The following is a 13460-nucleotide window of genomic DNA, read 5'->3' as shown; positions in this document are numbered from 1 at the left end:
TGATAAAAACATAAATTTACCTAGATTATAGCCTTAAAAACAGTGAAATAAACTATTGAGGCGGAAATATACTAGTGAAATAAACTGGTGTGCGTGAGGGAATAGAAATGCGCGTAATTGTATTAGGTAGCGGCGTTATCGGAGTGGCAAGTGCCTATTATCTAGCTCAACAAGGAGCTGAGGTCACTGTTCTTGATCGACAGTCAGGTCCTGCTGAAGAAACAAGTTTTGGTAATGCAGGTCAAATTTCGCCAGGTTATTCAACCCCTTGGGCAGCACCAGGAATTCCTTTTAAAGCTGTGAAGTGGATGTTCCAACACCACGCACCGCTTGCTATTAATTTAGATGGCAGTATGTGGCAGTTACAGTGGATGGCACAAATGCTGAAGAACTGTAATCCACAAAGTTATGCTGTTAACAAAGAACGTATGATGCGTGTGGCTGAATACAGCCGTGACTGTTTACGTGAACTCAGAAAAGATACAGGTATTAATTACGAAAACCGTGCGAAAGGCACTTTGCAGTTATTCCGTAAAGAAGCGCAAATGGAAGCGGTTCAACGCGACATTAGCGTGCTACAAGAGTGTGGCGTAAGTTACGAATTATTAAATGGCAATGAGCTTGGTCGTGTAGAGCCTGCTTTGGCAAATACGCAAGATAAACTGGTTGGCGGTTTGCATTTACCAAATGACGAGACAGGCGACTGTTATTTATTTACTAATGCTTTAGCTCAAATTGCCAAAGAGTTGGGTGTTAACTTCCAGTTCAACCAGAACGTAGAAAAATTGATTGTTGAAGGCGATGAAATTAAGGGCGTTCAGGTCAATGGTAAAGTTTTAACCGCAGATCGTTATGTTTTAGCGTTTGGTAGTTATTCACGTGATTTCTTGAAACCACTCGATTTACAGTTACCTGTATATCCTGTGAAAGGTTACTCGTTGACGATTCCAATTGTTGATCCAGCTTTTGCTCCACAATCTACCGTGCTTGATGAAACTTACAAAATTGCGATTACCCGTTTTGACCAACGTATTCGTGTAGGTGGAATGGCTGAGTTAAGTGGTTTCAATTTAGGTCTTAACGACGACCGCCGTGCAACCTTGCAAATGGTGACTCAGGACTTGTTCCCGGGCGGTGATATGGCACAGGCATCTTTCTGGACTGGTTTACGTCCAATGACACCTGACAGTACCCCAATTATTGGTGCGACTCGCTTTAAAAATCTGTTCTTGAATACAGGTCACGGTACTTTAGGTTGGACAATGGCATGTGGTTCAGGAAAATTAATCAGCGACATCGTCTTGAATCATAAGACTGAAATCAGTACTGATGGTCTTTCAATTCAGCGCTATTCTCATGCGCATGCTGCGTAACGGACTTTAGGAAATAAATCATGCCTCGTCCTATTACCGCAGTCATCCACCGTCAAGCCTTACAAAACAACTTGGCAGTGGTACGCAAGGCTATGCCAAACAGTAAGGTCTTTGCCGTTGTAAAAGCCAATGCTTATGGACATGGAATTGAACGTGTCTATGAAGCATTTAAAGCAGCAGATGGCTTTGCCTTACTTGATCTTGATGAAGCAAAACGAATTCGTGCTCTAGGTTGGACAGGTCCAATTTTGTTGCTCGAAGGGATTTTCTCTCCACAAGATTTATTTGATTGTGTGCAGTATCAACTCAGTTTCACTATTCATAGTGAAGCGCAAATTGAGTGGGTTCAAAAGCATCCTTATCCGGCACAATTTGATGTTTGCCTAAAAATGAACAGTGGCATGAACCGTCTTGGTTTTAAACCACAGCACTATGTTCAGGCATGGGAACGTTTAAATAACTTTGCAAACGTCTCCAAGATTACGCACATGATGCATTTTTCAGATGCAGATGGCGATCGTTTTGGTCAGCAAGGTATTGATTATCAAATCTCTGCATTTGAAGAAATTATTAAAGATTTACCGGGTGAAAGATCGGTAAGTAATAGTGCGGCAATTCTGCGCTATCAAGACCAGCTCAAATCAGATTATGCACGTAGCGGCATCATGCTCTATGGCAGCTCACCAGACTATCCAACGCATAATATTGTCGATTGGGGTCTACAACCGACCATGAGTTTACGTAGTGAAATTATTTCCGTTCAGCATGTAGATGCGAATGAAAGCGTAGGTTATGGCTCAAACTTTGTCGCAGAGCAGCCCATGACGATTGGGATTGTAGCTTGTGGCTATGCCGATGGTTATCAGCGTATTTCACCGACAGGTACTCCAGTTTTAGTGGACTCTGTTCGCACTCGTACAGTCGGTCGCGTCAGCATGGATATGTTGGCAGTCGATTTAACGGGTATTGAAAATGCCAAAGTCGGCAGCGAAGTAGTGCTCTGGGGGCAATCAAGTACAGGCGTTATTTTGCCTATTGATGATGTTGCAGTTTCATCCGGTACGGTGGGGTATGAACTGATGTGTGCCGTCACCGCCCGTGTTCAATTTATTAATCAGGTATAAGGAAATCCGAATGTCCAATTCAGATATACAAAAGATCAAAACCAATGAAGTCATGAGCGCCGTGACTGTTTTTAACAAAGTAGTTTATCTGTCAGGTCAGGTACCTAAAAATACCGAGCAAGACGTGGCAGGCCAAACTCGTGAAATTCTTGCAACGATTGATGAACTTTTGGCGCTTGCCGATACTGATAAATCTCGCTTGCTCTCTGCGCAGCTCTATTTAAAAAATCTTTCTGACTTTTCAACCGTAAATGCAATTTGGGTTGATTGGTTAAAAGGGTGTGTTGCTCCATCGCGTGCCACAATTCAGGCCGATTTGGTCAATCCAGATTGGCTCATTGAAATTGCCGTGACGGCAGCACAAAAGTAATTCGTTTTTACTCCAAAAATGATGATGTATCTAACAGAAGGAAGATAGATACGGTTTAACCAGTCATTTTTTGGTGAACAGATTCAGTGACCTATGGTATACGGTTCGATTTTCGCCATAGGTTGCTGATCTTAACAAAGGAATTCAAAAAGGAATTTTAATATGACAACGGCTCGTCATTCAGATACAGAAAATTCTCCTGATCATCTGCAACGAAAACTGTCTAACCGTCATTTACAACTGATTGCAATTGGCGGTGCAATTGGAACCGGTCTATTTATGGGCTCGGGTAAAACCATCTCCCTCGCAGGTCCTTCAATTCTTTTGATCTATATGATTATTGGAGGAATGTTCTTTTTCTTGATGCGTGCAATGGGCGAGTTGCTCCTTGCAAATCTGCATTACAAATCTTTTGTCGATATGGCTCATGACTTGATTGGTCCATGGGCGGGTTATTATTTGGGCTGGACCTATTGGTTAGGTTGGGTGCTGGTGGGTATTGCGGACCTTTCAGCGGTAATCAACTATTTAGGTTTCTGGCTGCCCGATGGCGCGAGCTTTTCTCCAACTCAGCAAGCCATGATTAGCGCAGGCTGTGTATTGTTTGTGATGGGACTTAATCTTCTGACAGTACGTTTATTTGGTGAAATTGAATTCTGGTTTGCACTCATTAAGATCTTGGCCATTATTGGCCTGATTGGAGTGGGTGGTTACATGATTTTCAGCCATTTCCAAGCTCCTCAAGGTGCTGTAGCAAGCATCAGTAATGTTTGGTCGCATGGTGGTTTATTCCCGAAAGGCACTGAAGGCTTCTTGGCCGGATTCCAGATTGCCGTGTTTGCTTTTGTCGGGGTTGAACTTGTAGGTACAACGGCTGCTGAAACGAAAGATCCAGAGAAGAATTTACCAAAAGCAATTAACGCGATTCCGATACGTATTATTTTGTTCTATGTATTAGCGCTCTTTATTGTGATGTCAGTAACACCATGGGATCACATTCGCGCAGATAAAAGCCCGTTTGTTGAGTTATTCTTAAATGCGGGTATTCCGGTTTCTGCCATCATCATGAACTTGGTGGTGCTATCTTCGGTGATGTCTTCAATGAACAGCGGTGTGTTTTCAACCAGTCGTATGCTGTTCGGTTTATCAAAAGATGGTCAGGCACCGGGTGCATTTGGTCGTTTATCAAAACGTGCAGTACCTTCAAATGGTTTGATTTTCTCTTGTATTTTCATTATGGGCGGAGCGGTGTTGCAGTACTTTGTTCCAAACACCATGGAAGCATTTACCTTGGCAAGTTCACTCTGTGTGATTCTATTCATCAGTGTGTGGAGTCTTATCATGGTGTGCTATTTACGCTATCGTAAATTACGTCCAGAGTTACATGAAAAATCAACTTTTAAAATGCCGGGCGGTATTTGGATGAGCTATATAGTTCTGGCATTTATGCTTTTCACTTTGGTGATCTTGGCATTAGAGCCAGATACTTTAAAAGCACTATATGTCAGTCCAGTATGGTTGGTTATTTTAGGCGTCACCTATCATGTACTGTATAAACCTCGCATGAAAAAGCTAGGACGTGAACTCGTCAACGATCATTAAGTTTTAATAAAAAGCCAATCAATCATGATTGGCTTTTTTTATTTTCTTTCGATTTTTTATCGGAATAATATTGTTTATTTTTGAGTCGATGGTGCGATTTTGAGGGTATTGGAAAAGTACATATAGCATTATCGCATGCTACACTCCGGCTAATCTGGAGAATCCAGATATGTTAATTAAAATTGCCGTGAAGGCATTACATAAATAATGTGACTTAAAAAAAACAGGACAAACGATTTATCAATTAAGGAAAAATATACTTGAACATCTTGTCCTGAGGTATAGACTCAGCAACCCACGATATACGGTTCGTTTTTCTCCCTATAGGTTGCTGATTTAAGTTAAGCAAAATATAAAAAGGACTTCTAATATGACAATGGTTCATCATTCAGATGAGGCAAGCTCCCCTGATCATTTACAACGGAAATTAAATAATCGCCATCTACAAATGATTGCAATTGGCGGTGCAATTGGAACCGGCTTATTTATGGGCTCGGGCAAAACCATCTCCCTCGCTGGTCCTTCAATTCTTGTGATTTACATGTTAATTGGTGGCATGTTCTTTTTTCTGATGCGTGCATTGGGCGAACTACTGCTTGCCAACTTACATTACAAATCTTTTGTTGATATGGCATATGACTTAATCGGCCCATGGGCTGGCTACTATATAGGCTGGACCTATTGGTTAGGCTGGGTGTTAGTGGGTATAGCCGATCTTTCTGCCGTCATTAACTATTTAAGTTTCTGGCTGCCCGAAGGCGCCAGTTTCTCACCAATGCAACAGGCCATGATTAGTGCAGGCTGTGTACTATTCATTTTAGGCCTTAACCTTCTTACGGTGAAGTTGTTTGGTGAAGTTGAATTCTGGTTCGCACTCATTAAGATCTTGGCCATTATTGGCCTGGTTGGAGTCGGTGGTTACATGATCCTCACTCATTTTCAAGCTCCACATGGCGAGGTTGTGAGTGTAAGTAATGTGTGGTCGCATGGCGGCATATTTCCAAAAGGCGTAAGCGGATTTTTGGCAGGTTTCCAGATTGCCGTGTTTGCCTTTATTGGCGTTGAACTGATTGGTACAACGGCTGCTGAAACGAAAGATCCAGAGAAAAATCTACCGAAAGCGATTAACGCGATTCCAATTCGTATTATTTTATTCTATGTGTTAGCACTCTTTGTCGTGATGTCAGTGACACCATGGGATCACATTCGCGCAGATAAAAGCCCGTTTGTTGAGTTGTTTTTAAATGCAGGTATTCCAGTTTCTGCCATCATTATGAACTTAGTTGTGCTGTCTTCGGTGATGTCCTCTATGAACAGCGGTGTGTTTTCAACCAGTCGTATGCTGTTCGGTTTATCGAAAGATGGTCAGGCGCCAAGTGCATTGGGGCGTTTATCAAAACGTGCTGTACCTTCAAATGGTTTAATCTTCTCATGTATTTTCATTATGGGTGGGGCAGTGTTGCAGTACTTTGTTCCAAACACCATGGAAGCATTTACTTTGGCAAGCTCACTCTGTGTGATTCTCTTTATTAGCGTATGGCTTCTGATCATGGCGTGCTATTTACGTTACCGTAAGTTGAGTCCAGAGTTACATGCTAAATCGACCTTTAAAATGCCGGGCGGGGTGTTGATGGCGTATGTTGTCATTGCATTTTTCTTGTTCACTTTAGTGATTTTGGCACTAGAGCCAGATACATTAAAAGCGGTATATGTTAGTCCATTATGGCTAGTTGTTTTAGGCGTTAGCTATCATGTGTTTTATAAACCGCGCATGAAAAATCTAGGCCAAGAAACTTTTGATTAATGATTAATAATTTCAAAAAAGCCAATCAATCATGATTGGCTTTTTTATTTAGACTCTTTAATCAACCAATAAATGTTGATATTTATCGGCTTGCTTACGTAGATAATCCCAAACTAATTTGATGCGCGGTTCATGTTGTAAATCAACAAAAGTCAGCATCCAGAAGGTATGGGTAAAGCGAACTTGTTGTTCTAAAACGACGTCAAGTTCAGGTTTATCATCGGCCAAAAACTTGGGCAAAATTGCAAGCCCTGCACCAGCACTTACTGCAATTTGTTGGGCCAAAATACTGCTACTACGGAAGTTGGCATTAAGCTTTAAGGGCAATCGTTCTAAACAGTACAGCTCGGGGCTATAGACCAGATCATCAATATAATTCACAAAGCGATGTTGGGTTAAATCTTCTAAACCACGAATAGGTGGATTCTGAGCTAGATAGTTTTGGCTACCATAAATCTTTAAACAATAGTCAGACAAGCGCGTAATGATATATGGCCCAGAAGTGGGGCGGTCAATTGACACCACAATATCTGCTTCACGGTGTGAGAGCTTAATCATTTTCGGCACTGGAATCAGGTCGATGGTAAGCAGTGGATACTGGATGGAGAACTCAGCCAGTAAGCGGGCTAAAAATGCGGTACCAAAGCCTTCAGGTGTGCCAATTCGCACACGGCCTTGTAAAGGTTGATGTGGTTTTTCAATTTGTAAGAAAGCTTGTTCCATTTGTTCAACTCGAGGAACAAGTGCCATACCTTCGAGTGTCAGTTCATAACCAGTCGCTTCACGCTTAAAGAGCGTTGTACCTAAAGCAAGTTCTAGCGCCTGAATCCGTCTAGCCACCGTACTATGCTCTACCCCAATAATACGCGCAGCATTAGTTAGGGTTTTAGTGCGTGCTAAAACCAGAAAAAAATGTAGATGATCCCAATCCACTTTCATTTTTATTGTAATCCCTGTGCATATTTGCACATCAATCGTGCATGAATTTCCGTTGGTGGTCAAAGATTTCTTTGTTAGTCTCAATTGAAACTGAAATAAAGAAAATACGATCAAAAAGTATTTTCTAATAATTGAACACAATAAAAATATGGCCTACGGAGAGGTTATGAACACAATCCAAAAAATCGAATTGGAAACCGCTAAGTTACTCATTAACGGAAACTTTATCGAATCTAAAACACAGGAATGGCAAGACATTGTTAACCCTGCAACTCAGGAAGTGATTGGTCGTGTGCCATTTGCAACGGTTCAAGAAGTCGATGCTGCTATTCAAGCTGCACAAGATGCTTTCGCGTCTTGGCGCCAAACCCCAATTCAAGCACGTATGCGCATCATGCTTAAACTGCAAGATTTGATTCGTGCGAACATGAAGGACATTGCGCAAGTACTGACGGCTGAACAAGGCAAAACCTTGGCAGATGCTGAAGGTGATATTCAACGTGGTTTAGAAGTGGTTGAACATGCTTGTTCAATCGGCACCTTACAAATGGGTGAATATGTCGAGGGTGTGGCACGTGGTGTAGACACGTATACCTTGCAGCAACCTTTGGGGGTGTGTGCCGGCATTACGCCGTTTAACTTTCCAGCCATGATTCCGTTGTGGATGTTCCCAATGGCAATCGTTTGTGGCAACACCTTCGTTTTAAAACCATCAGAACAAGACCCGTTATCGACCATGATGCTGGTTGAACTTGCGATTCAAGCAGGTATTCCAGCAGGTGTGCTCAACGTTGTGCATGGTGGTAAAGAAGTTGTTGATCGTCTATGTATGCATAAAGACATTAAAGCCATTTCATTTGTTGGCTCAACTGCGGTTGGAACGCATGTTTATAACCTTGCTGGGCAACATGGCAAACGTGTGCAGTCGATGATGGGTGCAAAAAACCATGTGGCTGTCATGCCAGATGCCAATAAAGAACAGACCTTAAATGCCTTGGTGGGCGCAGCATTTGGTGCTGCTGGGCAACGCTGTATGGCATTGTCGGTTGCAGTCATGGTGGGTGAAAGTAAACAGTGGATTCAAGAGTTAGTTGAAAAAGCGAAAACATTAAAAGTGAATGCAGGGCATGAGCCTAATACCGATATTGGCCCTGTCATTTCAAAACGTGCCAAAGCGCGTGTGCTTGATTTAATTAATAGTGGAGTTGAGCAAGGTGCAGAGTTGCTGCTCGATGGTCGCGATGTTCAAGTTCAAGGCTATGAATCAGGCAACTTTGTAGGCGCGACGATTTTTAGTGGCGTAAATACCGACATGCGTATTTATAAAGAAGAAGTCTTTGGACCTGTACTTTCAATTATTTGCGTAGACACACTTGAGGAAGCGATTGCTTTAATCAATGCCAACCCATTTGGTAACGGTGTCGGCTTATTTACGCAAAGCGGTGCGATTGCGCGTACTTTCCAAAACCTCATTGATATTGGTCAAGTGGGTATCAATATTCCAATTCCTGTGCCAGTGCCTTTCTTTAGTTTTACGGGTTCAAGAGGCTCAAAACTTGGTGATTTGGGACCATATGGCAAACAGGCTGTACAGTTCTACACCCAAACCAAAACCATTACCAGTCGCTGGTTTGAAGACAGCCATGAGGTTGGTGCAGTAAACACAACCATTAGTTTACGTTAAGGGGATCACGGATGAATATCGCCTTTATCGGTCTAGGAAATATGGGCGGCAGAATGGCCCATAACCTACTTAAAGCCGGAATCAAAGTTTATGGTTATGACCTCAGTGAAGTTGCTATTCAGCACTTCGCCGAGGCGGGTGGCGTGGTATGTGACAGCCCACAGGCAGCCGCGAAACAAGCAGATGTGGTCATTAGCATGTTACCTGCTGCAAAACATGTTAAAGAAGTTTACTTAGGTGAAAATGGTGTCTTGGAAGTGCTAAAAGCAGGTAGCTTATGCATTGATAGCAGTACTATTGATCCGCAAACCATTAAAGATATTGCTGCTGTTGCACATAGCAAAAATATTAAAATCTGTGATGCGCCAGTCTCTGGTGGGACCATTGGTGCTCAAGCGGGGACCCTAACCTTTATGGTGGGTGCCGATGAGCAAACCTTTAACGAAGTGAAACCTGTGCTCAGCCACATGGGCAAAAATATTGTTCATTGTGGTGAGGTCGGTGCAGGGCAAATTGCCAAAATCTGCAATAACCTCATCTTGGGTATTTCAATGGCTGCCGTTGCCGAAGGTATGGCACTTGGTGTGAAGCTAGGCATTGACCCGCAAGCATTGGCAGGCGTCATTAATAGCTCAAGTGGTCGTTGCTGGAGTTCGGATGTGTGCAACCCATGGCCACATATTAATGAAAATGCACCTGCATCTCGCGGTTATCAAGATGGTTTCGCCACACAGCTCATGCTGAAAGATTTAGGTCTTGCTGTCGAGGCCGCAGGCCAGGTTAAACAGCCAATTTTACTCGGTGGTATGGTGCAGCAGCTCTATCAGCAAATGTGCATGCGTGGTAATGCTAATCTCGATTTTTCGAGCATTATTCAGCAATACCTGCCACAAGAGGCATAACGGCAAAGCCAAAGGATGGCTTTAACTCAATTAAACCCTGTCGTGAATAACAACAAATCCGGACTGAGGGAAAAGATATGATGGATTATCAAAATGCTGCACAGACTTTCGATTTGGAAAGTACTGCAAAAAAAATGTTATCAGGTTCACTTGATGCCTTAAATGCTTGTTATGAATGCTGTGATAGACACGCAGATGGCGACAAAATTGCGCTGTATTGGCAAGGAAAAGACGGCCGAAAAGAGCAATACACCTTCCGTGAACTAAAAGAATGGTCGAGTCAATTTGCCAACTTTTTAAAATCACAAGGTGTGAAAGCAGGCGACCGTATTTCAGGTTTATTACCAAGAACACCTGAACTGATCGTGACTATTTTTGCAGCTTGGCGAATTGGCGCTGTTTACCAGCCACTATTTACTGCGTTTGGCCCAAAGGCGATTGAGCACCGTATTCAGCTTGCACAAAGCAAGTTGGTGGTGACCGATGTGGGTAACCGCAGCAAGCTTGATGAAATTGAGAATTGCCCTCCAATTGTAACGGTTGCCGATGTACAAGGTACTCCGCTCAAAGCAGATGATTTTAACTTTTGGAATGAAGTGAATCAGCAGTCCGATCAATGTGATCTGGTCATGCGTAACATTCAAGATCCATTTTTATTGATGTTTACTTCAGGGACTACAGGGCCAGCCAAACCATTGGAAGTACCATTAAAAGCACTCATTGCTTTTGGGCGATATATGCAAGACGCCATTGGTTTAACCGAAGAAGATTCGTTTTGGAATATTGCCGATCCGGGTTGGGCTTATGGTCTGTACTATGCGATTACTGGGCCGTTATTTTTGGGCCACGCTACTTTGTTTTATGAAGGTGGTTTCAGCACAGATAGCCTATGTCAAATTGTGAAAGATTATAAAATTAACAATTTAGCAGGTGCACCGACGGCCTACCGTATGATGATGGCAGCTGATCCAGCACAAATGGCGCCGTTAAAAGGACTATTCCGTGTCGTTAGCAGTGCAGGTGAGCCGCTTAACCCAGAAGTGATTCGCTGGTTTAAACAAGTGCTTGATGCTCCGATTTATGACCATTACGGACAAACCGAAGTGGGTATGGTGGTGTGTAATCATCATGGTTTAAAACATGAAATTCATGCCGGTTCAGCAGGTTTCCCAAGTCCGGGCTACCGTGTTGCGATTGTCAATGAACAAGGTGAAGAACTTCCGCCAGACACACCGGGAATTTTAGCTGTAGATATTAGCCAGTCTCCAATGATGTGGTTCGGTGGCTATAAAGAAAGCCGAAAATCGCCTTTTGTGGGTCATTACTATTTAACAGGCGACACTGCCGAGTTACATGCCGATGGCAGTATGAGCTTTGTAGGGCGCAGTGATGATGTAATCACCACATCGGGTTATCGCATTGGACCTTTTGATGTGGAAAGTGCCTTACTCGAACATGATGCTGTCATTGAAGCAGCAGTGATTGGTGTGCCTGACCCAGATCGTACCGAAGTCGTTAAAGCATTCGTGATTTTAGCTGCGGACGCTCAACCTTCAGATGCACTTGCTGAACAACTCAGCCAATTTGTTAAAAGACGACTTTCTGCACATGCGTACCCACGTTTAGTTGAATTTGTGAGTGAATTGCCTAAAACTCCAAGTGGCAAAATTCAGCGCTTTTTATTGCGTAATCAAGAAATTGCTAAACAACAAGCTAAAGCAGGGTAAAGGAAATAACAATGCAATTTACCGAAGAACAATTACTCATTCGTGATATGGCGAAAAGTTTCGCCCAAGAACAAATCAAGCCCAATGCCAGTGATTGGGATCGAGATGGGACATTCCCAAAGGAAACCTTGGCTCAAATGGGGCAACTTGGTTTTATGGGCATGCTTGTTTCAGAACAATGGGGTGGTTCAGACACGGGCAATTTAGCCTATGTATTGGCACTCGAAGAAGTCGCTGCAGCCGATGGCGCAACTTCGACCATTATGAGTGTACATAACTCGGTCGGCTGTGTGCCTATTTTGAAATTTGGTACCGATGAGCAAAAAGAGCGGTTTTTAAAACCTTTAGCGCAAGGTGAAATGATCGGTGCTTTTGCCCTAACTGAACCACATACTGGGTCAGATGCAGCAGCACTTAAAACTCGTGCGGTTAAAGATGGCGATGATTACATTTTAAATGGAGCCAAGCAGTTTATTACCTCTGGCAACAATGCTGGCGTGATTATTGTGTTTGCAGTAACCGACCCGAGCGCGGGTAAAAAAGGGATTAGTGCCTTTTTAGTCCCACGCGAGACACCAGGCTATGAAGTGATTCGTGTTGAAGAAAAACTAGGCTTGCATGCATCCGATACGTGCCAGATTGCTCTGACAGATGTACGCATTCACAAGAGCCTTATGCTGGGTAAAGAAGGCGAAGGTTTAAAAATTGCACTTGCCAATTTAGAGGGTGGTCGTATCGGTATTGCTGCACAGGCAGTAGGTTTGGCACGTGCAGCACTCGAAGAAGCAACGCGCTATGCTAAAGAACGTATTACTTTTGGCAAACCGATTTTTGAGCATCAAGCTATCGCTTTTCGCCTTGCTAGCATGGCAACCGAAATTGAAGCTGCCAGACAACTGGTTCACTACGCTGCACGTTTAAAAGAAGCAGGCCAACCGTGTCTAAATGAAGCCTCAATGGCCAAGCTATTTGCTTCGGAAATGACGGAGCGTGTGTGTTCGAGCGCCTTACAGGTGTTTGGTGGCTATGGCTATCTCAAAGACTTCCCGATTGAACGCATTTATCGTGATGCTCGTATTTGCCAAATTTACGAAGGTACGAGTGATATTCAACGTTTAGTGATCGCACGTAGTCTATAAAACCAGCACAAGGAATAAATCATGCAGTGGCAAAGTATTTTATTAGAAAAGCGTAATGGGGTTGGACTGATTACATTAAATCGCCCTCAAGCGCTCAATGCCTTAAATAGTGAATTAATTAGTGAGATTAATCAGGCATTAGATCAGCTCGAAAAAGATCGTGAAATTGGCTGTATGGTATTAGCGGGCTCAGAAAAAGCTTTTGCCGCTGGTGCAGACATTAAAGAAATGGCTGATTTGGCATTTCCAGATATTTATTTTGATGACTTTTTTCATCTTGCAGATCGTATCGCACAGCGCCGTAAACCTTTAATTGCAGCAGTCAGTGGTTATGCGTTGGGCGGCGGCTGTGAATTGGCACTCATGTGTGATTTTATCTATTGTGCCGATAACGCCAAGTTTGGCTTACCCGAAGTTACTTTAGGCGTAATTCCGGGTATTGGTGGTACACAGCGCTTAACTCATGCGATTGGTAAAGCCAAAGCAATGGAAATGTGCTTTACCGCGCGACAAATGGGCGCAGTAGAGGCAGAGCAAAGTGGGCTGGTTGCACGTGTTTTTAGTAAAGAAGAATTACTTGAACAAACCCTGCAAGCCGCAGAAAAAATTGCAGCACGATCTTTAACTGCAAACATGATGCTCAAAGAAACCATTAACCGAGCTTATGAAGTGAATCTCACTGAAGGTTTACGTTTTGAGCGACGTATGTTCCATTCAATTTTTGCGACATCTGACCAAAAAGAAGGAATGCAGGCTTTCGTTGAAAAACGTCAGCCAAATTTTAAAAATCAATAAG

At 43.0% G+C, this 13460-nt stretch carries 11 protein-coding genes; 10 read left to right on the top strand and 1 reads right to left on the bottom strand.

Features of this window, described 5'->3' with window-relative positions:
• Nucleotides 1-107 precede the first annotated feature (107 nt).
• From ACB088_RS15665 to ACB088_RS15645, 5 genes are all read left to right on the top strand, one after another.
• Entirely contained in the window at nt 108-1373 is a 1266-nt protein-coding gene (locus tag ACB088_RS15665; protein ID WP_209735219.1) for a D-amino acid dehydrogenase, read from the top strand.
• Between the two features lie 20 nt (nt 1374-1393).
• Nucleotides 1394-2497, top strand: a complete 1104-nt coding sequence (alr, locus tag ACB088_RS15660) for an alanine racemase (RefSeq protein WP_375037394.1) — start codon at nt 1394-1396, stop codon at nt 2495-2497.
• A 10-nt stretch (nt 2498-2507) separates the two neighbouring features.
• Nucleotides 2508-2867, top strand: coding sequence for a RidA family protein (locus ACB088_RS15655; RefSeq protein WP_003655648.1), 360 nt, complete (start codon nt 2508-2510; stop codon nt 2865-2867).
• 162 nt (nt 2868-3029) lie between these two features.
• Nucleotides 3030-4469, top strand: a complete 1440-nt coding sequence (locus tag ACB088_RS15650) for an amino acid permease (RefSeq protein WP_375037393.1) — start codon at nt 3030-3032, stop codon at nt 4467-4469.
• A 370-nt stretch (nt 4470-4839) separates the two neighbouring features.
• A complete protein-coding gene (locus ACB088_RS15645) occupies nt 4840-6273 on the top strand; it encodes an amino acid permease (RefSeq protein ID WP_347019104.1) in 1434 nt (477 codons plus the stop codon).
• Between the two features lie 57 nt (nt 6274-6330).
• Here the strand turns inward: ACB088_RS15645 and ACB088_RS15640 are convergent, their stop codons facing one another.
• On the bottom strand, nt 6331-7212 hold the full coding sequence (locus ACB088_RS15640) for a LysR family transcriptional regulator (protein ID WP_004640467.1): 882 nt from the start codon (nt 7210-7212) through the stop codon (nt 6331-6333).
• A 166-nt stretch (nt 7213-7378) separates the two neighbouring features.
• Between ACB088_RS15640 and ACB088_RS15635 the strand changes: the two genes are divergently transcribed.
• From ACB088_RS15635 to ACB088_RS15615, 5 genes are all read left to right on the top strand, one after another.
• Nucleotides 7379-8896, top strand: coding sequence for a CoA-acylating methylmalonate-semialdehyde dehydrogenase (locus ACB088_RS15635; protein WP_375037392.1), 1518 nt, complete (start codon nt 7379-7381; stop codon nt 8894-8896).
• Nucleotides 8897-8907: 11 nt separating this feature from the next.
• Entirely contained in the window at nt 8908-9798 is an 891-nt protein-coding gene (gene mmsB / locus ACB088_RS15630; protein WP_309953442.1) for a 3-hydroxyisobutyrate dehydrogenase, read from the top strand.
• 77 nt (nt 9799-9875) lie between these two features.
• Nucleotides 9876-11525 (top strand): AMP-binding protein, encoded by a 1650-nt coding sequence (locus tag ACB088_RS15625; RefSeq protein WP_375037391.1) that lies wholly within the window; start codon nt 9876-9878, stop codon nt 11523-11525.
• Between the two features lie 11 nt (nt 11526-11536).
• Complete coding sequence (locus ACB088_RS15620) at nt 11537-12664, top strand: acyl-CoA dehydrogenase family protein (RefSeq protein WP_017391545.1); 1128 nt, start codon at nt 11537-11539, stop codon at nt 12662-12664.
• A 21-nt stretch (nt 12665-12685) separates the two neighbouring features.
• The gene (locus tag ACB088_RS15615; protein ID WP_003655631.1) at nt 12686-13459 is read left to right on the top strand and encodes an enoyl-CoA hydratase; all 774 of its coding nucleotides are present in this window, start codon (nt 12686-12688) and stop codon (nt 13457-13459) included.
• Nucleotide 13460 lies beyond the last annotated feature (1 nt).

The sequence above is a fragment of the Acinetobacter sp. RW6 genome (assembly GCF_041956835.1).
GTDB classification, from domain to species: domain Bacteria; phylum Pseudomonadota; class Gammaproteobacteria; order Pseudomonadales; family Moraxellaceae; genus Acinetobacter; species Acinetobacter calcoaceticus.
Note: the sequence above shows the minus strand (reverse complement) of the source record. Positions and strands in the feature narration are given on the sequence as shown.